This window comes from Streptomyces sp. NPDC048479 (genome assembly GCF_040651435.1).
Lineage (GTDB): Bacteria > Actinomycetota > Actinomycetes > Streptomycetales > Streptomycetaceae > Streptomyces.
The window spans coordinates 54,393-76,502 of record NZ_JBEZKA010000001.1; the positions used below are offsets into that span (position 1 = coordinate 54,393).

The 22,110-nt window shown below is 71.3% G+C and carries 24 protein-coding genes and 1 pseudogene; 5 read left to right on the forward strand and 20 right to left on the reverse strand.

Features of this window, described 5'->3' with window-relative positions:
• Positions 1–228: 228 nt before the first annotated feature.
• The 7 genes from AB0D12_RS00250 to hisI form a co-directional block, all read right to left on the reverse strand.
• Positions 229–435, reverse strand: a complete 207-nt coding sequence (locus AB0D12_RS00250) for a hypothetical protein (RefSeq protein WP_327328275.1) — start codon at positions 433–435, stop codon at positions 229–231.
• Between the two features lie 148 nt (positions 436–583).
• Positions 584–1,393, reverse strand: a complete 810-nt coding sequence (trpC, locus tag AB0D12_RS00255; RefSeq protein WP_362675322.1) for an indole-3-glycerol phosphate synthase TrpC — start codon at positions 1,391–1,393, stop codon at positions 584–586.
• Between the two features lie 114 nt (positions 1,394–1,507).
• Positions 1,508–1,945: a DUF2752 domain-containing protein gene (locus AB0D12_RS00260; RefSeq protein ID WP_362675324.1), complete on the reverse strand. Its 438-nt coding sequence runs from the start codon at positions 1,943–1,945 to the stop codon at positions 1,508–1,510.
• A gap of 105 nt (positions 1,946–2,050) precedes the next feature.
• Positions 2,051–2,323: an HGxxPAAW family protein gene (locus AB0D12_RS00265; RefSeq protein WP_362675326.1), complete on the reverse strand. Its 273-nt coding sequence runs from the start codon at positions 2,321–2,323 to the stop codon at positions 2,051–2,053.
• Between the two features lie 106 nt (positions 2,324–2,429).
• Complete coding sequence (locus AB0D12_RS00270; RefSeq protein WP_362675328.1) at positions 2,430–3,074, reverse strand: TIGR02234 family membrane protein; 645 nt, start codon at positions 3,072–3,074, stop codon at positions 2,430–2,432.
• Positions 3,074–4,576: an anthranilate synthase component I gene (locus AB0D12_RS00275; protein WP_362675330.1), complete on the reverse strand. Its 1,503-nt coding sequence runs from the start codon at positions 4,574–4,576 to the stop codon at positions 3,074–3,076. Before AB0D12_RS00275 ends, AB0D12_RS00270 begins: the two co-directional genes overlap by 1 nt.
• Before the next feature lie 11 nt (positions 4,577–4,587).
• Positions 4,588–4,953 carry a phosphoribosyl-AMP cyclohydrolase gene (gene hisI, locus AB0D12_RS00280; RefSeq protein WP_327322984.1) on the reverse strand — a complete coding sequence of 122 codons (366 nt, stop codon included), beginning with the start codon at positions 4,951–4,953 and terminating at the stop codon, positions 4,588–4,590.
• Positions 4,954–5,037: 84 nt separating this feature from the next.
• Between hisI and AB0D12_RS00285 the strand changes: the two genes are divergently transcribed.
• A complete protein-coding gene (locus tag AB0D12_RS00285) occupies positions 5,038–5,670 on the forward strand; it encodes a TIGR03085 family metal-binding protein (protein ID WP_362675332.1) in 633 nt (210 codons plus the stop codon).
• Positions 5,671–6,380: 710 nt separating this feature from the next.
• Here the strand turns inward: AB0D12_RS00285 and AB0D12_RS00290 are convergent.
• From AB0D12_RS00290 to hisD, 9 genes and pseudogenes are all read right to left on the reverse strand, one after another.
• Entirely contained in the window at positions 6,381–7,586 is a 1,206-nt protein-coding gene (locus AB0D12_RS00290) for a cytochrome P450 (protein WP_362675334.1), read from the reverse strand.
• An 87-nt stretch (positions 7,587–7,673) separates the two neighbouring features.
• Positions 7,674–8,429, reverse strand: coding sequence for an imidazole glycerol phosphate synthase subunit HisF (gene hisF / locus AB0D12_RS00295; protein WP_362675336.1), 756 nt, complete (start codon positions 8,427–8,429; stop codon positions 7,674–7,676).
• Positions 8,426–8,842 carry a RidA family protein gene (locus AB0D12_RS00300; RefSeq protein WP_327322989.1) on the reverse strand — a complete coding sequence of 139 codons (417 nt, stop codon included), beginning with the start codon at positions 8,840–8,842 and terminating at the stop codon, positions 8,426–8,428. The genes hisF and AB0D12_RS00300 overlap by 4 nt, the downstream gene beginning before the upstream one ends.
• Positions 8,839–9,564, reverse strand: a complete 726-nt coding sequence (gene priA / locus AB0D12_RS00305) for a bifunctional 1-(5-phosphoribosyl)-5-((5-phosphoribosylamino)methylideneamino)imidazole-4-carboxamide isomerase/phosphoribosylanthranilate isomerase PriA (protein WP_362675338.1) — start codon at positions 9,562–9,564, stop codon at positions 8,839–8,841. Before priA ends, AB0D12_RS00300 begins: the two co-directional genes overlap by 4 nt.
• Entirely contained in the window at positions 9,564–10,205 is a 642-nt protein-coding gene (gene hisH / locus AB0D12_RS00310) for an imidazole glycerol phosphate synthase subunit HisH (RefSeq protein ID WP_362675340.1), read from the reverse strand. The genes priA and hisH overlap by 1 nt, the downstream gene beginning before the upstream one ends.
• Positions 10,202–10,369 (reverse strand): hypothetical protein, encoded by a 168-nt coding sequence (locus AB0D12_RS00315; RefSeq protein ID WP_327322992.1) that lies wholly within the window; start codon positions 10,367–10,369, stop codon positions 10,202–10,204. Before AB0D12_RS00315 ends, hisH begins: the two co-directional genes overlap by 4 nt.
• Positions 10,370–10,373: 4 nt before the next feature.
• On the reverse strand, positions 10,374–10,967 hold the full coding sequence (gene hisB, locus AB0D12_RS00320) for an imidazoleglycerol-phosphate dehydratase HisB (RefSeq protein ID WP_362675342.1): 594 nt from the start codon (positions 10,965–10,967) through the stop codon (positions 10,374–10,376).
• Complete coding sequence (locus AB0D12_RS00325) at positions 10,964–12,109, reverse strand: histidinol-phosphate transaminase (RefSeq protein ID WP_362675344.1); 1,146 nt, start codon at positions 12,107–12,109, stop codon at positions 10,964–10,966. Before AB0D12_RS00325 ends, hisB begins: the two co-directional genes overlap by 4 nt.
• A gap of 128 nt (positions 12,110–12,237) precedes the next feature.
• Positions 12,238–13,536 (reverse strand): annotated as a pseudogene (hisD, locus tag AB0D12_RS00330) (histidinol dehydrogenase); the annotation flags it as partial.
• Between the two features lie 178 nt (positions 13,537–13,714).
• On the opposite strand from hisD, the gene AB0D12_RS00335 reads away from it, so the two are divergent.
• The 4 genes from AB0D12_RS00335 (at position 13,715) to ybaK (ending at position 17,733) form a co-directional block, all read left to right on the forward strand.
• Positions 13,715–15,322, forward strand: a complete 1,608-nt coding sequence (locus tag AB0D12_RS00335) for an oxidoreductase (protein WP_362675346.1) — start codon at positions 13,715–13,717, stop codon at positions 15,320–15,322.
• A 117-nt stretch (positions 15,323–15,439) separates the two neighbouring features.
• On the forward strand, positions 15,440–16,462 hold the full coding sequence (locus AB0D12_RS00340; protein WP_362675348.1) for a hypothetical protein: 1,023 nt from the start codon (positions 15,440–15,442) through the stop codon (positions 16,460–16,462).
• An 11-nt stretch (positions 16,463–16,473) separates the two neighbouring features.
• Positions 16,474–17,214: an LON peptidase substrate-binding domain-containing protein gene (locus tag AB0D12_RS00345; protein ID WP_362675350.1), complete on the forward strand. Its 741-nt coding sequence runs from the start codon at positions 16,474–16,476 to the stop codon at positions 17,212–17,214.
• Positions 17,215–17,229: 15 nt separating this feature from the next.
• A complete protein-coding gene (gene ybaK, locus AB0D12_RS00350; protein ID WP_362675352.1) occupies positions 17,230–17,733 on the forward strand; it encodes a Cys-tRNA(Pro) deacylase in 504 nt (167 codons plus the stop codon).
• Positions 17,734–18,175: 442 nt separating this feature from the next.
• Here ybaK and AB0D12_RS00355 read toward each other — a convergent pair whose 3' ends face one another.
• From AB0D12_RS00355 to AB0D12_RS00370, 4 genes are all read right to left on the reverse strand, one after another.
• Positions 18,176–18,865, reverse strand: coding sequence for an ABC transporter permease (locus tag AB0D12_RS00355; protein WP_362675354.1), 690 nt, complete (start codon positions 18,863–18,865; stop codon positions 18,176–18,178).
• A gap of 34 nt (positions 18,866–18,899) precedes the next feature.
• Positions 18,900–19,628 (reverse strand): ABC transporter permease, encoded by a 729-nt coding sequence (locus AB0D12_RS00360; RefSeq protein WP_362676341.1) that lies wholly within the window; start codon positions 19,626–19,628, stop codon positions 18,900–18,902.
• Positions 19,629–19,738: 110 nt separating this feature from the next.
• Positions 19,739–20,713: an ABC transporter ATP-binding protein gene (locus tag AB0D12_RS00365; protein WP_362676343.1), complete on the reverse strand. Its 975-nt coding sequence runs from the start codon at positions 20,711–20,713 to the stop codon at positions 19,739–19,741.
• Between the two features lie 81 nt (positions 20,714–20,794).
• Positions 20,795–22,039, reverse strand: coding sequence for an NYN domain-containing protein (locus tag AB0D12_RS00370; protein ID WP_362675356.1), 1,245 nt, complete (start codon positions 22,037–22,039; stop codon positions 20,795–20,797).
• Between the last annotated feature and the right edge of the window lie 71 nt (positions 22,040–22,110).

The window sequence follows — 22,110 nt, forward strand, 5'->3', positions numbered from 1 at the left end:
GGGTGACTGGCGGGGCGTGCGTTGCTCCCCCACCCACCCCTTCCCGTAACCCGGGGCTCCGCCCCAGACCCCCGTACGCCCTTCGGGCGTGTCCTCAATCGCCGGACGGGCTTGAGTTTCCGCAGACGGGCGGAACCCATGCCGCGCCGGCTATTGAGGCGCGGGGTCCGGGGCGGAGCCCCGGTTCAGGAAGGGGGCGGGTAGGGGAAAGCACCCGCCGGAGACCGCCTAGTGGCAGTCGCACGCGCGGACCGCGCGCCATCGCATGCCGTTGACCTGTCCCGGCTCGGACCCGATGACATAGCGCACCCGGCGGCCGTGCACCCGGCGGGCCGGGGCCCGGCAGCCGCGGGGCTTGCAGCCACGGGCGAGCCTGGCGTAGGGGTCACGCGCGGCGCTCGCCGCCAGGCTCGTCCCCGGCGCCGCGGCGAGCACCGCGCCGCGGGAAACCGTGCCGGTCCTCGTGCCCCGAGGGGCGCCGAAGTCTGCCGCCGATACGCACAGGGCCGCGTCCGCCGTCGCCGGGCGCGAGGGCGTCCGGTACGGCGGTGCGACAGTGCGGGCGGCGGCGGTCATGGGGCGGTCAGCTCCGGCCGTGCCGCAGAGCCGGGTGGGCGCCCGCGGCGACCAGGTCGGCGACGGCCGACTTCGGGTCACGGCCGGTGACCAGGGACTCGCCGACGAGCACCGCATCGGCGCCGACGTTGGCGTAGGCGATCAGATCGTGCGGACCACGTACACCGGACTCGGCGATCTTGACGATATGCGCCGGGATCTCGGGGGCGACCCGCTCGAAAACGGAGCGGTCGACCTTGAGCGTCTTCAGATCGCGGGCGTTGACGCCGATGATCTTCGCACCTGCCTCGACCGCGCGCTCGGCCTCGTCCTCGTCGTGCACCTCGACCAGCGGGGTGAGCCCGATCGACTCGGCGCGCTCGATCAGCGAGACCAGCGCCTCCTGCTCGAGGGCGGCCACGATCAGCAGCACGAGGTCGGCGCCGTAGGCCCTGGCCTCCCACAGCTGGTACGCGGTGACGATGAAGTCCTTGCGCAGCACGGGGATGTCGACCTTGGCGCGAACGGCTTCGAGGTCGGCGAGCGATCCTCCGAAGCGGCGCTGCTCGGTCAGCACGGAGATGACGGCCGCGCCGCCCGCCTCGTAGTCGGCGGCGAGCCCGGCCGGATCGGCGATCGCGGCGAGCGCGCCCTTCGACGGGCTGGAGCGCTTGACCTCGCAGATCACATGGACGCCTTCGCCGCGCAGCGCGGCGACGCCGTCCTTGGCCGCAGGAGCCTTGGCGGCACGCTCCTTGAGCTCGTCGAGGCTGACACGCGCCTGCCGCTCTGCGAGGTCGGCGCGTACGCCTTCAATGATCTCGTCGAGCACACTCACGCGAGCGGCCCCCTTCCGGGACGTGGAGATGGATCAGGATCAGCCATGTCGATGGTATCCGCAGGATGGCCTCGGGCTCACATCCGGTGGACGGCTGTCCCACTACCTGGGACTTTACGGAGCCAGCGCGGAGCCGAATGGCAGGTTCCGGACCACGCTGAAGATCAGCAGAACACCTCCGAGCGACCACCACCACGCGGGCCCGAGGGTAATCCGCAGGGGCACTCCCCGTACCGCGCGAATCAGCCACATCACCCACACCGCGGCGAAGATTCCGTAGCCCACGACGGCCACCGCGTTGGACCCGAGGGCAGTCCCCAGATCGCCGTGGATGAACGCGTGGGCGCTGCGCAGCCCGCCGCAGCCGGGGCAGTAGATCCCGGTGAAGCGGAACAGCGGGCAGACCGGGTAGTGGCCCGGTTCATTGGGATCGACCGTGCCGACGTACGCGAAGGACGCCGCGACCCCGGCGAGGGTCGCCAGCGGAGTGGCCAGGCGCCGCGCGAGCGGGGCCTGGCCGGGCTCGCGGGCCGGTGTGGTGGAGGAAGGCATGGCGTCCACCCCGTGATTCTCTCCGTTCCTGCGGAAAGGCGCAGCTCATACAGAAAGGCGCAGCCCGGTGCGCCGGACTGCGCCTCGTGGAGCTGAACCGCGGCGTCAGGCGGTGCTCTGCGCCTGCGCGGGCTGCGCCGTCGCCTGGGCGGCGTGGTGCCTGGCCCGCACCGAGGCCTCGGACTCCTTCGGCATGCCGAGGCCGGCGGCCTTCATGGCCGCGCCGACCACACCGCCGAGCGCGATGACGCCGATACCGGCCCAGAAGCCGAGGGGGTTGGCCGCCACCATGAAGAGGCCTGCGATGCAGAAGCCGATGAAGGCGATGGTGACACCGGTCCAGGCGGCCGGGGTGTGTCCGTGGCTGGTGCCCGACATTAATGCGCTCCTCGTCGATGTGCTGGGTGAGCTGTTGTTCGGTGGTGAGCACTGAGCTCAACGCTCATTGTCCCGTATGCCGTGCCGTGGCATGACGTGGGGTCCGTCACGCCTCGCGCGTCGGGTCCTCGCCGCGGTCCAGAGCCTTCCACAGATCCTCGGGCCGGTCCGGGTCCACCACCGCGGCCTTGCGGGGCCGTGGGGTGCCGTCGCGCTCGTAACGGCCCGACATGGCGGGCCACTGCTTGCCGTAGCGCAGCGCGAGCAGCCCGGCGAGCAGGATCAGCAGGCCGCCGGCCGCGGTCGCGTAGGGCCAGGCGGTGTGGGTGAGCGCGTCCACCGTGGCGGCCGTGTCCCCGGTGGTCTGCGCGGCCTTCTCGTCGAGAGCCGCGCTGTCGGAGGCCCCGATGAAGGCGGCGAGTGCCGCGCCCGCACCGCTCAGGGCCAGCAGCGCGGAGACGAGCAGCCGGCCTCCGCTGCGTACGGCGAAGACGGCGACGAGAGCGGCCAGGCCGACGATGGCGAGCGCCGTGGGAACACCGGTGACATCGCTGCCCGCCGCCTCGAGCGGAAGGCTGCCGCCACCGACGGCGGCCTTGCCCTCGGCCCAGATCTGACCGGCGGCGATGAGCACGACGGCCGCGCCGACGGCGCCGAGGAACAGGGCGGCGGCGAGGCTGCGGCGGCTGCTTGTGGCGGAGGCGGCTTCGGCACGGGGCTGGGGTACGGGTACAGCACTCACGTACCCCACTATCCCTTACCGTCCCGTCGGTTGTTGAGGCGGTTCGCGGTGTGGACGGCGCGGAGCACCGCGGCCGCCTTGTTACGGCACTCGGTGTCCTCGGCGACCGGGTCCGAGTCGGCCACCACACCCGCTCCGGCCTGTACGAATGCCGTGCCGTCGCGGAGCAGCGCGGTGCGGATGGCGATCGCGGTGTCGGAGTCGCCGGCGAAGTCGAGATAGCCGACGCAGCCGCCGTACAGTCCGCGCCGCGAGGGCTCCAGCTCGTCGATGATCTGCATCGCCCGGGGCTTGGGGGCGCCGGAGAGCGTGCCGGCCGGGAAGCAGGCGGTCAGTACGTCGAAGGCGGTACGGCCCGCGGCGACCCGGCCGGTCACGGTCGAGACGATGTGCATGACGTGGGAGTACCGCTCGACCGACATGAAGTCGACGACCTCGACGCTGCCGGGCTCGCAGACCCGGCCCAGGTCGTTGCGGCCGAGGTCGACGAGCATCAGATGCTCGGCGCGCTCCTTGGGGTCGGCCATCAGCTCGTCGGCGAGGGCCTGGTCCTCCTGCGGCGTCGCGCCGCGCGGCCTGGTGCCCGCGATCGGATGCACCATGGCCCGCCCGTCCTCGACCTTGACCAGGGCCTCCGGGCTGGAGCCGACGACATCGAAGCCGTGGAAGCGGAAGAGGTACATGTACGGCGACGGATTGGTGGCCCTGAGCACCCGGTAGACATCCAGCGCGCTTGCGTGGCAAGGCGTTTCGAACCGCTGCGACGGTACGACCTGGAAGGCCTCGCCCGCCCTGATCCGTTCCTTGATGTCCTCGACGGCGTCCTGGTAGTCCTTGCCACCCCAGAGCGCGGAGAACTCCGGCAGCTCGGAGGGCGGCAGCGCGGCGGGCGCGGAGGCCAGCGGACGCGCGAGGTCCGACTCCATGGCGTCGAGGCGTGCGACTGCGTCCGCGTACGCCTCGTCGACGCCGGTGTCGAGGTCGTTGTGGTTGATGGCGTTGGCGATCAGCAGGACAGTGCCGTCCCAGTGGTCGAGCACCGCGAGGTCCGAGGTGAGCAGCATGGTCAGCTCGGGAAGCCGCAGGTCGTCGCGCTCGCCGGGCCCGATCTTCTCGAGCCTGCGCACGACGTCGTAGCCGAGATAGCCGACCATGCCGCCGGTGAAGGGCGGCATGCCGGAGGCGAGGTCTTTCGGCGTGTGCAGCGTCTCGACGGTGGTGCGCAGGGCCTGGAGCGGGTCGCCTTCGACCGGGACGCCGACGGGCGGGGTGCCGAGCCAGTGCGCCTGGCCCTCGCGCTCGGTGAGGGTGGCGGCGCTGCGTACGCCGATGAAGGAGTACCGGGACCAGGAGCGCCCGTTCTCGGCGGACTCCAGCAGGAAGGTGCCCTCACGTTCGGCGGCGAGCTTGCGGTAGAGCCCGACCGGGGTGTCGCCGTCCGCGAGGAGCTTGCGGCTGACGGGGATGACACGGCGGTCGGCGGCGAGCTTGCGGAAGGTGTCGAGATCCATGGCGCCCGACCCTACTGGCCCAGAGGAAGGACGTCGGCGTCGAAGCAGGTGCGGTCCCCGGTGTGGCAGGCGGCCCCCACCTGGTCGACCTTGACGAGCACCGCGTCGGCGTCGCAGTCCAGGGCGACGGACTTGACGTGCTGGACATGGCCGGAGGTGTCGCCCTTGACCCAGTACTCCTGGCGGCTGCGGGACCAGTAGGTGCAGCGGCCGGTGGTCAGGGTGCGGTGCAGGGCCTCGTCGTCCATCCACCCGAGCATCAGCACCTCACCGGTGTCGTACTGCTGCGCGATGGCCGGAACCAGGCCGTCGGCGCTGCGCTTGAGGCGGGCGGCGACGGCGGGATCGAGGGAACCTGTGGGGACACTGCTGGTCATACGGCCATTGTGCCGTGTCCGCCGGGGTCGCCGGGCGGTGCGTCCACTGGGCGGACCCGGCGCCGCGGCCGTACGCTGGCAGTCATGTCGACCCATGCAAGGCGTGAACGACTTCTGCTCGCCGACCTGTTGGAGGCGGCGGGCCCCGAAGCTCCGACCCTGTGCGACGGCTGGAACACCCGGCAGCTCGCCGCCCACGTGGTGGTCCGCGAGCGGCGGGTGGACGCGGCGGGCGGGATCGTGCTGAGCGCGCTCAAGAGCCGCCTCGACCGGGTGCAGGCGGAGTTCGCCGAGAAGCCGTACGAGGAGCTGATCCAGCTGATCCGTACGGGACCGCCGCGGATGTCCCCGTACGCGATCAAGCAGATCGACGAAGCAGCGAACACCGTCGAGTTCTTCGTCCACGCCGAGGATGTACGGCGGGCGCAGCCGGACTGGACGCCGCGCGAACCGGACCGGATCTTCGAGAACGCCCTGTGGTCACGGCTGGAGAAGGCGTCCCGGCTGCTGGGCCGCAGGTCCCCGGTCGGGCTGGTGCTGCGCCGTTCGAACGGCCAGACGGCGGTCGGTCACCGCGGCACCCCGGTGGTGACGGTGACCGGGGAGCCGAGCGAGCTGACGATCTTCATGTTCGGGCGGCAGGAAGCGGCGCAGGTGGACCTCGAGGGCGACAAGGACGCGATCACCCGGCTGCACGAGGCCGAGTTGGGGCTGTAGCCCCGGCGGCGCCTGAGCGTGCCGGGCCGCCGGCGGCTCCGCGCGGCAGCCCGACGCTGCGCAGCCCCTTCGAGCACACTCCGTGGACCGCCCCGAGGGCGCGGACGGCCGCGCGGACGGCCGCGCTGGCGGTGACGACCGGCACGGGCCCCACAGGCCGACGGCCGCGCCGGGCCACCGGGTAGCTGAGCGGTGCGACGCCGAGGCTGAAGAAGGTCGAGACCGAGGTGACCCGGCCGAGATAGGCCGGATCGGTCCGGGTCTGCACGAGCGCGCTGCACAGCGCCGCTCAGCCCCGCGAGCAGTCCGATCACCAGGGCGGCACCGACCGCGGCGGCGATGTGCGCCACCACGGCGAGAGCGGCGATCGCCCCGGCGCCGACGATCAGCCCGAGTCCCTGGACGAGTCCGGCGTGCGCGATCCGGCCCCGTACCGGTCTCCTCGGCGGTCAGCGCGGCAGATATTCGCAGCTGAAGTCGGCCCACGCCATTCCGGCCCCCAGGCGACTGCGCGTCGAGGTAGCGGCGGTGGAGCTCGACGCGCTGCTCCAAGGACATCCGGGTGACGTCCGCATGGGTGGCGATCTTCTCGGGTGCGTCCTGGAAGTCCTCGTCGCGGATGCTCAGCCTGTTGGTGGCGACCTGCCACCAACGCCACAACCGTCCTAGCTCTGCCGCTCGGCCGCCCTGTCGAGCCAGGGGGCCACAGGTCACCAGCGCACGGGCAGCTTCCGTACGCCCCTGATCAGCATTCCGGGCATCCATGGCAGCCCGGCCTCGTCGGCGTCCGGCGCGACGTCCGGGCAGCGCTCCAACAGTGTGCGGATCGCGATACGTCCCTCGAGCCGGGCCAGCGGCGCGCCCAGGCAGTAGTGGAGGCCGTGGCCGAAGGCGATATGGCCGCGGGCGTCCCGGCGGATGTCGAACCGGTCCGGGTCCTTGAAGCGCTCCGGGTCGCGGTCGGCGTCGGCCATGGCGATCAGGACGGTGGAGCCCGCCGGGATGACCGCATCGCCCATCTCCACGTCCTCCAGGGCGAGGCGCTGGGTGCAGGTCTCGACCGGTCCGTCGTAGCGGAGCATCTCCTCGACCGCCCCGTCGAGCAGACCGTAGTCGGCGCGCAGGGCGGCGAGTTGACCTGGGTGCGTGAAGAGGGCCCGCATGCCGTTGCCGATCAGATTGACCGTGGTCTCGTGACCGGCGATCAGCAGCAGTACGGACATGCCGATCAGCTCGCGCGGCGAGAGCCGGTCGCCGCCCTCGTCCACTGCGTGGATCATCGCGCTGAGCAGGTCCTGGCCGGGCGCGGCCCGCTTGGCGGCGATCAGCTCGCCGAGGTACGCCGGCACTTCCTCGTACGCACGGGCCTCGGCCTCCGGGCTGGTGCGCGCGACCATCTCGTTGGACCAGCCGCGGAAGGCGTCCCGGTCCAGCTCGGGCACGCCGAGCAGTTCGCAGATGACGGTCATCGGCAGCGGGAAGGCGAAGGAGTCGATCAGATCGGCCCGCCGCTCCTCTTCCGCCAGCATCGCGTCGAGCAGTCCGTCGGTGATCTGCTGGATGCGCGGGGCCAGGGTGTCGATACGCCGCGGGGTGAACTCCCGGGCGACCAGCCGGCGTAATCGCGTGTGGTCCGGCGGGTCCGACATCAACATGTGCGCGAGGGCGGGCTGGTCCTGATCGGTGTTGATGATCTGGCCGATGCTCCCGGACTTCATCCAGGCCCGGCTGAGCCGCGGGTCGGTGAAGGCGGCGCGGCAGGCGTCATGTCCGACGACGAGCCAGAGCTCCTCGCCGTCCGGAGCGCGTACCTGGTGGACGGGACCACCGGCGCGCAGCCGGGCGTAGACAGGGTAGGGATCGCGAACGAAATCCGGGCTGAGCTCGAGCAGATCGACGATGGGCCGGGCCGCCATGCCGTTCCCCCGTTCCTAGGGTCGAACGGCACGCTACCCGGCCCGTCTCCCAACGAACGCCAGTTTCAGGTCAGTTGTCCACGATGGTCAGCGGACGGGGTGGCCCGCCTCACGGAGGGTGTCCTTGACCTGGGAGATCCGCAGATCGCCGAAGTGGAAGACCGAGGCAGCCAGGACCGCGTCCGCGCCCGCCGCGACGGCCGGCGGGAAGTCGGAGAGCTTGCCTGCGCCGCCGGAGGCGATGACCGGGACGGTGACGTGCTTCCGTACCGCGGCGATCATCTCCGTGTCGTAGCCGTCCTTCGTGCCGTCCGCGTCCATCGAGTTGAGCAGAATCTCGCCCGCGCCCAACTCGGCGGCCCGGTGCGCCCATTCGACGGCGTCGATGCCGGTGCCCTTGCGGCCGCCGTGCGTGGTGACCTCGAAGGAGCCTTCCGGAGTACGACGGGCGTCGACCGACAGGACCAGTACCTGGCGGCCGAAGCGCTCGGCGATCTCGCGGATCAGCTCGGGACGGGCGATCGCCGCGGTGTTGACGCCCACCTTGTCGGCGCCGGCCCGCAGCAGCTTGTCGACGTCGTCGGCGCTGCGCACGCCGCCGCCCACGGTCAGCGGGATGAAGACCTGCTCGGCGGTGCGGCGCACCACGTCGTAGGTCGTCTCACGGTTGCCGGAGGAGGCCGTGATGTCGAGGAAGGTCAGTTCGTCGGCGCCTTCGGCGTCGTACAGCTTGGCCATCTCCACGGGGTCACCCGCGTCGCGCAGATTCTGGAAGTTGACGCCCTTGACGACCCGGCCGTTGTCCACGTCCAGGCAGGGGATCACTCGGACCGCGAGAGTCATCCGGCACCTCCTCGGTACGCCTCGACCTCGACCTCGACGACCAGGCTCGGGTCGACGAAGCCGGAGATGATGAGCATCGACGCGGCCGGGCGGACCGTGTCGAACAGCTCCTTGTGGGCACGGCCGACCTCGTCCACGTCCCGGGCGTGGGAGAGGTACATCCGCGTACGCACCACATCCTCCCGGCCGAGGCCGAGTTCCTTCAGGGCGTCGAAGGCGACGCCGAACGCGGTGACCGTCTGGTCGTAGGGGCCGCCCGCGGCGATCTCGCCGCCGGCGACCGAGGTACAGCCGGAGACCAGGACCAGGCCGTTCGGCAGCTCGACCGCGCGGGAGTAGCCGAAGGCGTCCTCCCACGGTCCGTCGGAGCCGATGCGCCGTACGGCAGGAGAATCGGAGAAGGAATCGGTCATTCCGACACCGCCGCGAGAGCCTCTTCCAGGGTGAACGCCTCGGCGTACAGCGCCTTGCCGACGATCGCGCCCTCGACGCCCTCGGGGACGAGCGAGGAGATCGCCCGCAGATCGTCGAGTGAGGAGACGCCGCCGGAGGCGACGACGGGCTTGTCGGTCGCCGCGCAGACATTGCGCAGCAGCTCCAGGTTGGGCCCCTGGAGGGTGCCGTCCTTGGCGATGTCGGTGACGACGTAGCGGGCGCAGCCCTCGGAGTCGAGGCGGGCGAGCGTCTCGTAGAGGTCGCCGCCGTCGCGGGTCCAGCCGCGGCCGCGCAGCGTCGTACCGCGTACGTCGAGGCCGACCGCGATCTTGTCACCGTGCTCGGCGATGACCTTGGCGACCCACTCGGGGGTCTCCAGCGCGGCGGTGCCCAGGTTGACCCGGGTGCAGCCGGTGGCCAGCGCGGCCGCGAGCGAAGCGTCGTCGCGGATGCCTCCCGACAGCTCGACCTTGATGTCCATGGCGTCGGCGACCTCGGCGATCAGCGCGCGGTTGTCGCCGGTGCCGAAGGCCGCGTCCAGGTCGACGAGATGCAGCCACTCGGCGCCCGATCGCTGCCAGGTCAGAGCGGCTTCGAGCGGAGAGCCGTACGAGGTCTCCGAACCGGACTCGCCATGGACGAGGCGTACGGCCTGGCCGTCGCGGACGTCGACTGCGGGGAGGAGTTCAAGCTTCGGCATTACAGCGTCTCAATCCAGTTGGTCAGCAGCTGGGCGCCGGCGTCGCCGGACTTCTCGGGGTGGAACTGGGTGGCCCACAGCGCGCTGTTCTCCACGGCGGCGACAAAGCGCTCGCCGTGCGTGGCCCAGGTGACCTGGGGCGCGCGGATGGCGGGGTTGGTGACCTCCAGGTCCCATTCGTGCACGGCGTAGGAGTGCACGAAGTAGAACCGGGCGTCGGCGTCGACTCCGGCGAAGAGCCGGCTGTCGGCGGCCGCCTCGACGGTGTTCCAGCCCATGTGGGGCACGATCGGGGCCTTCAGCGGGCCGACCGTGCCGGGCCACTCGTCGAGGCCCTCGGTCTCGACGCCGTGCTCGATGCCGCGTGCGAAGAGGATCTGCATGCCGACGCAGATGCCCATGACGGGCCGGCCGCCGGAGAGCCTGCGGTCGATGATCCACTCGCCACGGGCCTTCCTGAGGCCGTCCATGCAGGCGGCGAAGGCTCCGACGCCGGGGACGAGCAGCCCGTCGGCGTTCATGGCCTTGTCGTAATCACGGGTGATCTCGACGTCCGCGCCGACCCGGGCGAGGGCTCGCTCGGCCGAGCGGACATTGCCGAATCCGTAGTCGAAGACGACGACCTTCTTGGGCACGGTCATTCCCAGATCCCCTGAATCCGCAGGACACCGGCGACCAGGCACATCGCGGAGGCGATACCGAGAAGCCCGATCAGGCCCATGGGCATCTTCTGCTTGGAGAAGGAGTACACGCCGCCGGCGAGGAAGAGACCGACGACGATCAGGATGGTGGAGAGGCCGGTCATGAGTTTAGAGGGCGCCCTTCGTGGAGGGGAGGATGCCGGCGGCGCGCGCGTCGCGCTCACAGGCGTAACGCAGGGCGCGGGCCAGCGCCTTGAACTGGCACTCCACGATGTGGTGCGCGTTGCGGCCGTACGGGACGTGGACGTGCAGCGCGATCTGGGCCTGCGCGACGAAGGACTCCAGGATGTGCCGGGTCATCGTCGTGTCGTACGAGCCGATCATCGGCGCCATGTTCTCGGGCTCGGTGTGCACGAGGTACGGACGTCCGGAGAGGTCCACGGTGACCTGGGCCAGCGACTCGTCCAGCGGCACGGTGCAGTTGCCGAAGCGGTAAATGCCGACCTTGTCGCCGAGCGCCTGCTTGAAGGCGGCGCCGAGCGCGAGGGCCGTGTCCTCGATGGTGTGGTGCGAGTCGATGTGCAGATCGCCCTCGGTCTTCACGGTGAGGTCGAACAGGCCGTGGCGGCCGAGCTGGTCGAGCATGTGGTCGTAGAAGCCGACCCCGGTCGACACATCGACCTTTCCGTGGCCGTCGAGGTCGATCTCGACGACGACGGATGTCTCCTTGGTGGTGCGTTCGACCCGTCCTACGCGGCTCATGCGCTCTGCTCCTTCTCGCTGCGTTCCTTCATGAGGGCGCGTACCGCCTCGAGGAACGCGTCGTTCTCTGCCGGGGTTCCCGCGGTGACCCGCAGCCAGCCCGGTACGCCGTTGTCACGGACCAGGACGCCCCGGTCGAGGATCTGCTGCCAGACCTCGTGGGCGGCCCCTTCGCCGTCGAAGCGTCCGAACTGCACAAAGTTGGCGTCGGACTCGGTGACCTCGTAGCCGATCGCCCGCAGCTCGCCGACCAGGCGGTCCCGCTCGGTCTTCAGCTGCTCGACATACCCGAGCAGCGTATCCGTGTGCTCCAGCGCGGCGAGCGCGGTGGCCTGTGTGACGGCGGACAGGTGGTACGGCAGGCGCACCAGCTGGACGGCGTCGACGACCGCCGGGTGCGCGGCCAGATAGCCCAGGCGCAGACCGGCCGCGCCGAAGGCCTTGGACATGGTGCGCGAGACCACCAGGTTCGGCCGGCCCTCGATCAGCGGCAGCAGCGAGGGGCGGTGACTGAATTCGACGTACGCCTCGTCGACCACGACTATCGCCCCGGCAGTGCCGGCCCTGGCCGCCTGCGCCGCCTCGTACAGGGCGAGGACGGTGTCGGCCTCGACCGCGGTGCCCGTGGGGTTGTTGGGCGAGGTGATGAAGACGACGTCCGGCCGGTGCTCGGCGATGGCAGCCTCGGCGGCCGCCACGTCGATGGTGAAGTCCTCCCCGCGCGGCCCGGAGATCCAGCCGGTGCCGGTGCCGCGCGAGATCAGGCCGTGCATGGAGTACGAGGGCTCGAAGCCGATGGCGGTACGGCCCGGTCCGGCGAAGGTCTGCAGCAGCTGCTGGATGACCTCGTTGGAGCCGTTGGCCGCCCAGACATTGGCGAGAGAGACCTCGTAACCGGCGGTGCGGGTGAGATAGCGGGCCAGCTCGGTGCGGAGCTCGACCGCGTCCCGGTCGGGGTAGCGGTTCAGCTCGCGGGCGGCCTCGCGGACGCGGTCGGCGATGCGCTCGACCAGTGGCTCGGGCAGCGGGTAGGGGTTTTCATTGGTGTTCAGACGTACGGGCACGTCGAGTTGGGGCGCGCCGTACGGGGACTTGCCACGCAGCTCGTCCCTGATGGGCAGGTCGTCGATACCGAAGGTCACTTGCCGGGCACCTCCCCCTCGGTGTGCCGGTCCGGTTCGCCTCCGGCGCTGCGCCGACCCAGCTCGCCTCCGGCGCTGCGCTGACCCAGCTCGCCTCCGGCGCTGCGCTGACCCAGTTCGCCTCCGGCGAAACGCGCCTTCACGGCGGCGCCGTGCGCGGGCAGGTCCTCGGCCTCGGCGAGCGTCACCACGTGGTGCGTCACCTCGGCGAGAGCGTCTCTCGTGTAGTCCACGATGTGGATGCCGCGCAGGAAGGACTGCACGGACAGGCCCGAGGAGTGGCAGGCACAGCCGCCGGTCGGCAGAACATGGTTGGAGCCCGCGCAGTAGTCGCCGAGCGAGACCGGCGCCCACGGGCCGACGAAGATCGCGCCGGCGTTGCGGACCCGGGCGGCGACGGCGGAGGCGTCGGCGGTCTGGATCTCCAGGTGCTCGGCACCGTACGCGTTGACGACCCGCAGGCCCTCTTCGACGCCGTCGACCAGGACGATCGCGGACTGCTTGCCGCTCAGCGCCGGGACGATCCGGTCCTCGATGTGCTTGGTGGCCGCGACCTGCGTTTCGAGCTCCCTCTCGACCGCGTCCGCCAGCTCCGTGGAGTCGGTGACCAGTACGGCGGCGGCCATCGGGTCGTGCTCGGCCTGGCTGATCAGGTCGGCAGCGACGTGCACCGGGTCGGCGGTGGAGTCAGCGAGGATCGCGATCTCGGTCGGCCCCGCCTCGGTGTCGATGCCGATCCGGCCGGTGAAGTACCGCTTGGCAGCGGCGACCCAGATATTGCCCGGCCCGGTGACCATATTGGCGGGGGCGCACTCCTCGGTGCCGTACGCGAACATCGCGACGGCCTGTGCGCCACCGGCGGCGTACACCTCGTCGACGCCGAGCAGCGCGCAGGCGGCGAGGATCGTCGGGTGCGGAAGGCCCCCGAACTCTTTCTGCGGCGGGGACGCCAGCGCGATCGAGTCGACACCCGCCTCCTGGGCCGGAACCACGTTCATGATCACGGATGAGGGGTAGACGGAGCGGCCGCCCGGTGCGTACAGACCGACGCGCTCGACCGGCACCCACTTCTCGGTGACGCTGCCGCCGGGGACGACCTGTGTGGTGTGCTCCCTGCGGCGCTGCGCGCGGTGGACGATTCCGGCGCGCCGGATCGACTCCTCCAGAGCGGCCCTGACCTCGGGGTCGAGCTGCTCCAGTGCGTCGGCGAGGGCCTTCGCACCCACCCTCACCTGCTCCAGCTTCACTCCGTCGAACTTCTCCGCGTAGTCGATCAGCGCCGCCGTGCCACGATGATGCACGGCCTCGCAGATGGGCCGCACCTTCTCCAGGGCGGCTTCCACGTCGAACTCGGCACGGGGCAGCAGGTCGCGCAGGGCGGCACCCTCGGGGAGGGCGTCGCCACGCAGGTCGATTCGTGAGATCACGGAACCAATTCTCTCAGACCGGAATCGGCCGCTGGTCTCCCGTATCACTGGCTGATACATGCCCCAGTACATGTCACTGGCTGATACATGCCCCAGTACATGTTCATGACCACTAGCGTTCAGTCCGTCACTCAGCGGGAAGAACAGCTGTACGAGCCAAGGAAGCGGAGGAGCGGCAGTGACCGAGCCGCTGGACGACGGGGCTCCGGACGGGCTGCGCCCGACCGAGCTGCGAATGTGGAACGCATTCCGAAACGGGAGTACGCACGACCTGAGCGACGCCAATCCCCTGCTGAACGATCCCTTCTCACCGCGCCCCTGGGGCCCCGAGCGCAGTGTGCGCGCCGGCATCGTCGCCCGACTGCTGCTCAGCGGCCCGGCCGCGCGGCCCGGCCGGGTCGCCGCGCTCAAGCTCCGCGGGGTCCAGATCACCGGGACGCTCAAGCTCGCGGGCGGCAGCATCGCCCCCTACGTCGAGCTGAACGGCTGCCGCTTCGACAGCGAAGTGCTGATGCCCGAGGCGCACTTCACCACGGTGCGCATGGTGGGCTGTGCGATCCCACGGCTCGAGGCGGCGCGGCTGCGTACCGAGGGCGATCTGCATCTGCCGCGCTGCCGGGTGGAGCACGGCATCCGGCTCACCGACGCGCAGATCGGCACGGATCTGCTGATCAACCAGATCAATGTCAGGCCGGACCGGCGCGGCCGCGCGATCACCGCGGACGGGATGTCGGTCGCGCAGGATCTGCAGGCCGAACTGATCGAGACGTACGGCGAGTTCAGTCTGCGCGGCGCGAAGGTCGGGGTCTCGCTGAGCCTGCGCGGCAGCCGGCTGCGGGCGGCGGCGGAACGGCGTGCACTCAATGCCCCGCAACTGAGTGTGGAGCGGACGCTCTATATGACGGGCGCGTGGGTGAGCGAGTCCACGGGCAATCAGGGCACCACGCCCCCTTTCGGCATCGGCATCGGCAATGCGGCCACGCCGTCGCGCGGCACGCGGCTGCAGCCCTTCGAGTGCCACGGCGGGGTGCGGCTGGACGACGGGCGGTTCGGCGACGCGGTCGACCTCCACCGTGCGCGGTTCGTCCTGAGCTCGCGCGAGGAGCTGTCGCTGCGCCGGATCGCCACGCCGGAGCTGCGGTTCAACGCGGAGCGCCCGGAGGAGGGGCGCGTCGTGCTGAACGGCGCGAAGGTGGTGACGCTGATCGACATGGCGGCGAGCTGGCCGGGTCCTGGCGGGCTTGCGATGGGCGGCTTCGTGTACGAAAACCTCGTCCCGTACGAGGAGTTCCCGCTCGGGCGGCGCCTGGAGTGGGTGGCGTCGGCGACCCCGGAGTACTCACCGGAGCCGTACGAACGGCTGGCGACCGTGCTGCGCAACAGCGGCGAGGACGCGGACGCGCGGGAGGTGCTGCTCGCCAAGCAGCGCCGCCGCCGTGAGACGCTTCCGCTGGCCGCGAAGCTCTGGGGCTATCTCCAGGACTGGACGGTGGCATACGGCTACCGGCCCGGCCGGGCGGCCCTGTGGATGGCGGTTCTCTGGGCGCTGGGCGCGCTCGCCTTCGCGCAGGTGGAACCGGCGCCGATCAAGGCGGACGAGCATCCGGAGTGGAATGCCGCGCTGTACGCCCTGGATCTGCTGGTGCCGGTGATCAATCTCGGCCAGGACGGCTACTGGCGGCTGGACGGCCACTGGCAGTGGGCCTCGGCCGTGCTGATCCTGCTCGGCTGGATCCTCGCGACGACGGTCGCGGCGGGCGCGTCCCGCCTGCTCAGACGCAGCTGAACCACCTGTCGTACGACCTCTTTCTTTACGCTCTCTTGGCTTTCGCCAGGACAACCATTCTGCCGCTACGAAAGCTTCACAGCCGTCCTCTGGCGCGTCTTCGAGCCGCAGCTTTCAATGGTCCACACCATGCCATTGCTCCGCGCCATGATCCGCACCGCGCGCATGATCCGTCATACGCCGCAGCTCACCGACGGCTTGCCGCCGGACACCGCGGTGCTGCTCGACGCCCCCGACGGGCGGCTGGGCCCGGCGCTGGTCGCGGCCGCGCTCGGTGAGTACGAGCCGGCCGCCAAGCTGCTCGCGATCACGCGCGAGGGGGCCGAGTGGGAGAACCGCGACCGGTACGTCACACGCCTCGCGACCTTTGCGCTGAACCGCGACGAGTGGCTGACGAGCTGGCTCGCCGCGGCGCCCCGCGACCCCGACGCGCTGGTCCTCAAGGCCGAACTCGCCGTCCGCAGGGCCTGGGAGTCGCCCGCACGCGCCGAGCGGCTGCGGGAGATCGGGCCGCTGATCGACGCGGCGGCGGACGGCGATGCGAACGACCCGGTGCCGTGGCGCATCTCGCTGGACCACGCGCGCGGTACGCATGCCACGCACACGGCCTTCGAGTCGCTCTGGGAGCAGGCAGTGCGCCGCTCCTCTCACCACTACGGCTGCCATGTCGCGGCGCTGCAGTACCTGTCCGCCCAGTGGTACGGCTCGCACCGCGAGTGCTTCGACTTCGCCGAGCAGGCGGCGGCGGACGCGCTGCCGGGCTCACTGGTGCAGGCGCTGCCGGTGCGCGCGGCCTTCACGCAGTTGCTGACCGGCGAGACCACCTCCGTACAGGACGACCGGATCGACGCGGCGGCGGATCTCGCGATCGCCCTCTCGACGGACTACCCGGTCGGGGATCCATGGCCGGCCGAGGTACGCAATCTGCTGGTGTACGTGCTGGTGGGGCGGGGGCGGTGGGTGGAGGCGCTGGAGCAGTTCCGGCTGATCGGCCCGTACGCCACGTCCTTCCCCTGGACCTACGTGACCGACGATCCGCTGGGTCAGTTCCTCGATACGAGGGACGGCGTACGGATCCAGATCGCCTCTTCGATGCCACTGCGTGGACGGGCCGGACGAAGCTGGTCCTTCGGCCATTAGGCTTGACCGTTGTGACCACTGCACGTCTCCCCCTCTTTCCGCTGAACTCGGTGCTGTTCCCGGGCCTCGTCCTGCCCTTGAACATCTTCGAGGAGCGTTATCGCGCCATGATGCGCGAGCTGCTGAAGACGGACGAGTCCGAGCCTCGCCGTTTCGCCGTGGTCGCCATCCGCGACGGCCGCGAGGTCGCGCCGACCGCGCCCGGCATGCCGGACCCGACCGCGCTGCCCGAACGCGGGCCGGCGGCGGGCTTCGGCTCCGATCCGATCCAGGCCTTCCACCACGTGGGCTGTATCGCGGACGCGGCAACGATCCGCGAGCGCGCGGACGGCAGCTTCGAGGTGCTCGCGACCGGTACGACGCGGGTCAAGCTTCTCTCGGTCGACGCGAGCGGCCCGTATCTGACGGCCGAGCTCGAGGAGATCCCGGAGGAGTCGGGGGACGGCGCGGGCGCGCTCGCCGAGGGCGTGCTGCGGGCCTTCCGCAGCTACCAGAAGCGGCTGGCGGGCGCGCGTGAGCGCTCGCTGTCCACCAGTGCGGATCTGCCGGACGAGCCCTCGGTGGTCTCGTACCTGGTCGCCGCGGCGACCGTACTGGACACTCCCGCGAAACAACGGCTGCTGCAGGCCCCGGACACGGTGACCCGACTGCGGGAGGAGCTGACGCTCCTGCGCGCGGAGACCGCGGTGATCCGCCATCTTCCGTCGCTGCCCGCGGTCGATCTGACCAGGGCGCCGACGAGCCCCAACTGACGGGAGTAGCTTGCGGTGCCGAAGAAGGCCAAGAAGTCCGGCGGCCCCGGGGGCACGCCCGCCACGGTCGCGCTGACCGCGGCGGGCACGGAGTTCACTGTGCGCGCGTACGACCACGATCCCGCGTCCGCCTCGTACGGCGATGAGGCGGCCGAGGCCCTCGGCGTCTCCCCCGACCGGGTCTTCAAGACCCTGGTCGCGGACGTCGACGGCGAACTGACGGTGGCGGTGGTCCCGGTGGCCGGCCAGCTGGACCTCAAGGCGCTGGCAGCGGCGGTCGGCGGCAAACGCGCGACGATGGCGGACCCGGCGGCGGCGGAACGTACGACAGGTTATGTACGGGGCGGTATCTCGCCGTTGGGCCAGCGGAAGCGTCTGCGTACGGTCCTGGACGCGTCGGCTTCCGTCCACGCCACGATCTGCGTCTCGGCGGGCCGCCGCGGCCTGGAGGTCGAACTCTCCCCGACGGACCTGGCGACGCTGACGTCGGCGGTACTTGCACCGATCGGGCGGGCGTAGGGGCTCGACGGGGCGGCTGTCCTCGGCTACGACCGTAGGAACACTCCGACGGGGAGAGGACGGCGCATGTCCAAACGAACCCGCAAACGGAAGTGGCGCATCCGTAAGCACCGGGCCAACCACGGCCGCCGCCCGGCGTGATCCCGGGGCTCCGGACCCCGCGCCTCAATCGCCGGCGGGGCTGAATCTTTCAGCCCGTCCGGCGAGTGAGGACGTGCCTCCTACGCCCTGCGGGCGTGGGGGACCCCTGAAGGGTGTACGGGGGTCTGGGGCGGAGCCCCCAGTCACGGGGCCCCGGACCCCGCGCCCCAATCGCCGGCGGGGCTGAAAACTCCAGCCCGTCCGGCGATTGAGGACACGCGGCCGAAGGTCGCATCCGGGGATCTGGGGGCTTGCCCCCAGTCATGAGGAAGGGCGGGTAGGGGAAGGCCCGCCGCAGGCGTCAGGCCGTGCCCGGCCCCGGCGGCTGCTCCGTCCCCGGCGCCCCGTACTGCGGCGGCCACTCCGGTTCCGGGTCCCGCGGACCGAACAGGGCCGTCAGCGCCAGGTGTACCACCATCGCCGCCACCGACCACGCCAGCAGCGACCCCTTCGCCCTCAGCTCCAGATACGCGTCGAAGGTCACCCCCTGGCCGACCTCCCGCGCATGCGCGACCACATCCTGCGTGGGGCCGAACCACCCCCCGATCCCCCACGCCAGCAGCGAGCCCAGCAGTCCGCCCACGGCCAGCGCCCCCACCAGCGCGATGCCCCCGCGCCTGCGGAACCAGAAGACCGCCGCCGCGCTCACCGCGCCGAAAGCGAGTGCCAGCAGCACGAAAGTTCCGTCCGCGCCCACCGCCTCCTCGCCCTCCGTGTCCTTGAGGAAGACCGCCCTGTCGTTCGAGATCAGCGGCACGCGCGGCGCCAGCCACAGCCACAGCAGCCCCAGTGCCACGCCCAGAACCGCCACGGCCACCAGCACCACGGCCGCGTCCCGCAGGTCGGCCTTCAGTTCGGGGCTCTCCGCGTCCTCGGCGTCCTTCGCATCCTTCGCGTGCATGGACGCGTGGCCCTTCGGCGGCGACTGCCAAGGGTCGTCGTTCGGCGAATGCTGATGAGGCTGGTGCGGCGGTGTCAGAGGTGCGGTCACACCGCCATCGTGCCAGGCGTGCCGGAACGCCGCCTCACCGGACTGCCGCCCGCCGGTACGCCCACGTCGCGACCGTCAGCGAGACGACACCCACCAAGGCGCAGACCGCGAGGTCCAGCCCGACGACCGCCCAGTCCGGACGCGCGTCGAAGGTCCGCGCGAGGGCCTCGACGCCGTACGTGGAGGGCAGCAGATCACGTGCGTACGAGATCGGCCCGGGCAGCCGGTCGGCCGGCAGCACCCCCAGCAGCAGCGCCGCGGACATGCCCAACTGGCCGAGCAGCGTGGCAAGTTCCTGGCGGGGCGCGAGCAGCCCGAGCGCCGCGCCCAGCCCGGCGAGAGCCGCACCGGCGAGCGGGATCACCGCGGCCAGCACCCATAGATGCGTCAGCGGCAGCTCGAACAGCACGCTGCCCGCGACCGCCGTGACCACCGTGCCGGGCACGGTGAAGGAGGCGTACGCACCGGCAGCGCCGAGCACCACCGCGGCCGGCGGCACCGGCAGCGTGGCGTAGTGGTCGAGGCCGCCGCTGGCCCGCAGCTGCCCGAAGTACTGGGCGAGCAGATTGAGCGCGACGAAGGCGACGACGAGCACACTCGACCCCGCGACGACAGCGCGCGCCTCCGCGCCCCCGTCGACGACCCCGCGCATCAGGACCATGATCCCGATCGACTGGAAGGTCGCCACGAAGAGCAGCGGGATCCGGGCGACCCGTGCCCGGGACAGCTGCGCGCGGTACACGGCGCCGAGCGCCGGCAGCAGCCGCGCCCGCGGCGCGAGCGGCGCGGCGGCCGCAGCCTCGGCCCCGCCATCCGCTCCGGCCCGTCCGGCCCGTCCCGCCTGTTCGGCCACCGCCTCCGCGGGCACGGTGCTCACGCCTTGACCAGCCCCTTCGTCGCGTTCCCGCCGAGTGCCAAGTACACGTCCTCCAGGCTGGGCGTGGCCAGCGTGAAGTCGTCGAGAGCCGCGAACGCCGCGCCACCCGTCACCGCCGCGACCGCCGCCCGTGCCTCGTCCGGTGCGAGCCTGAGCACCCAGCGGCGCCCGGACTCCTGCGCGGACCCGCACAGCGCGGCGACCTCGGGCACATCCAGCGGTGCCCGCTCGCGCCACACCAGCTCGACCCGTACCTCGCCCGCGACCCGTTCCTTCAGCCCGGTCGGGGTGTCGCAGGCGATGACGCGGCCCCGTTCCAGTACAGCAACCCGGTCGAGGACGGTCTCGGCCTCGATGACGTTGTGGGTGACGAGCAGCACGGTCGCCCCGTGCTCCGCGCGCCGCCGGTCGACCGCGGCCCATACCGCGCGCCGTGCGACGGGGTCCATGCCGCTGGTCGGCTCGTCCAGTACCAGAACCGGCCGCTCTCCGACCAGTGTCGTCGCGAAGCAGGCCAGCCGTCGCTGCCCGCCGGACAGCTTCTTCAGGGGGCGTGCGGCGAGCCCGGTCAGCCCGAGCTCCTCCAGTACGGCGTCACGCTCGGCCCGTGCGTCCCGTACGGACAGTCCGCGCAGCCGCCCCGTCGTCTCGGCGGCAAGTGCGACGGTCAGCTCGTCGAGCGCGGTGGACTCCTGCCCGAGATAGCCGATGAGCCGGGAGGCCCGCTCCGGATGACGTACGAGATCGTGGCCGAGCACCTCGACGCTGCCGGCATCCGGGCGCATCAGCCCGGTGAGCTGTCGTACGAGGGTGGACTTACCGGCGCCGTTGGGCCCGAGCAGGCCGAAAATCTCCCCGCGTCGGACATCGAGACCGATCCCGTCGGTGGCACGCACCTCAGGGGTCCCCGGCGTCCCCCGCCTGCCGCGCACGGCGGGGTACGTCTTGACGAGATCCCGCACCACGCACACCGTACTCACGAGGTACGAGACTACGGGGTCCGGACGCCCGGAATGCCCTCGGGCCCCGGCTACTCCCTTGCTGTTGCCGCTCTACTCACCGGCCGGGGCCTGCTCGGCGGCCGCCCGTACGTCGATCTCGCGCCAGAATCCCGCCCGGATCGCATAGCGGTCGTGCTCGTCGATCTGATCGTCCTTGTGCGCGAGCAGCCCGAAGCGGGCCGCGTACCGCAGCAGTTCACCGTCGATGCGGTGCGGGATCCGCGGGTACATGGTGGACAGCTTCTGCACATGGCTGGATTCCGGCAGCCGTTCCATCCAGCGGCGGGCGAAGACCTGGCCGACCTCGAAGGAGTCGCCGCCGACCGTGGTGATGTCCTCCTCGCGGTCGGCCCAGCGCTGCTCGGCGCTGGTGAGCTGAGCCAGTGTCGGCAGCGACGCGGTCTCCGGCGGTTCGCCCAGCGCCCCGCCGTTGCCGCCGGGGCGCTCGACCCAGCCCTTGTCGGAGGACCAGCGCAGGGTGGCACTCGTCGGGTGCGGACCGGTGTGCGGGCCGGGGGCGCGCAGGCCCGCCAGATCCTTGGGGGTGGGGACGCCCTTGGTGGAGGCGGGGACGGGGACGGCCTCGACCCCGTTCTCGGAGGTCGCGGGCGATCCGTTGTGTACGGCCTCGGCCGCCCGCTCCTGCGACGCGGCGAGCGCCGACTCGGGCAGCGGCGCGGAGAGAATCGCCGCGATCTCGGGGCGCGGCACGGGCGGTGGCGCGCAGATGCCGGTGAGCTCCTTGGGCCGCACGGCCCGGGTGATCCACACCCGGTCGAGCACCCGCCGCTCGTCGGCCTCTGCAACCAGGTCCTCGGACTGGTTGTAGTCACCGTCGGCGGCCTGCACCGCCCAGAGATGCACGGCGACGCCGTGCTCCTTGGCGGACATCAGCCCGGGGAGCAGGTCTCCGTCGCCGGTCACCAGCACGACGTCCGAGCAAGCGCGATTTCTGGCCAGTTCGGTGAGCTCGGCATGCATCGCCGCATCCACGCCCTTCTGCGCCCAGCGGCCATCGCTCCGGGTCAGTGCGCCGAGCCGGACCGTCACCCGCGGCATGACGCGCAGCCGCCGGTGCTCGGGCTGCGGTACGCGGTCGGGGGCGCCGTCGAACCAGTAGATACGCAGCAGCGGTCGCTCCGTATCGGCTTCGGCGAGGTCGCGAAGGCCCTGGATGAGGGCGGCGTGGTCGACGGTGATCCGGGAACGCGCCGGTTCTCCGGCGAGAAGGCTCGCGGCGGCGCCCAGCAGATATCCGGCGTCCACCAGGACAACGCAGCGGTCCACGCGTTCCACCCTCTTTCGGGAACTTCGGGATCGGGGAATGTTCCGGATCGGGGATTGTTCCGGGTTTCCTTCGAGTCTGC

Coding starts and splice junctions, on each gene's coding strand:
- AB0D12_RS00260 (WP_362675324.1), bottom strand. CDS start 1,945: ATGCCTTCCTCCACCACACCGGCCCGCGAGCCCGGCCAGGCCCCGCTC.
- AB0D12_RS00265 (WP_362675326.1), bottom strand. CDS start 2,323: ATGTCGGGCACCAGCCACGGACACACCCCGGCCGCCTGGACCGGTGTC.
- AB0D12_RS00275 (WP_362675330.1), bottom strand. CDS start 4,576: ATGGATCTCGACACCTTCCGCAAGCTCGCCGCCGACCGCCGTGTCATC.
- hisI (WP_327322984.1), bottom strand. CDS start 4,953: ATGACCAGCAGTGTCCCCACAGGTTCCCTCGATCCCGCCGTCGCCGCC.
- AB0D12_RS00285 (WP_362675332.1), top strand. CDS start 5,038: ATGTCGACCCATGCAAGGCGTGAACGACTTCTGCTCGCCGACCTGTTG.
- AB0D12_RS00290 (WP_362675334.1), bottom strand. CDS start 7,586: ATGGCGGCCCGGCCCATCGTCGATCTGCTCGAGCTCAGCCCGGATTTC.
- hisF (WP_362675336.1), bottom strand. CDS start 8,429: ATGACTCTCGCGGTCCGAGTGATCCCCTGCCTGGACGTGGACAACGGC.
- AB0D12_RS00300 (WP_327322989.1), bottom strand. CDS start 8,842: ATGACCGATTCCTTCTCCGATTCTCCTGCCGTACGGCGCATCGGCTCC.
- priA (WP_362675338.1), bottom strand. CDS start 9,564: ATGCCGAAGCTTGAACTCCTCCCCGCAGTCGACGTCCGCGACGGCCAG.
- hisH (WP_362675340.1), bottom strand. CDS start 10,205: ATGACCGTGCCCAAGAAGGTCGTCGTCTTCGACTACGGATTCGGCAAT.
- AB0D12_RS00315 (WP_327322992.1), bottom strand. CDS start 10,369: ATGACCGGCCTCTCCACCATCCTGATCGTCGTCGGTCTCTTCCTCGCC.
- hisB (WP_362675342.1), bottom strand. CDS start 10,967: ATGAGCCGCGTAGGACGGGTCGAACGCACCACCAAGGAGACATCCGTC.
- AB0D12_RS00340 (WP_362675348.1), top strand. CDS start 15,440: ATGGTCCACACCATGCCATTGCTCCGCGCCATGATCCGCACCGCGCGC.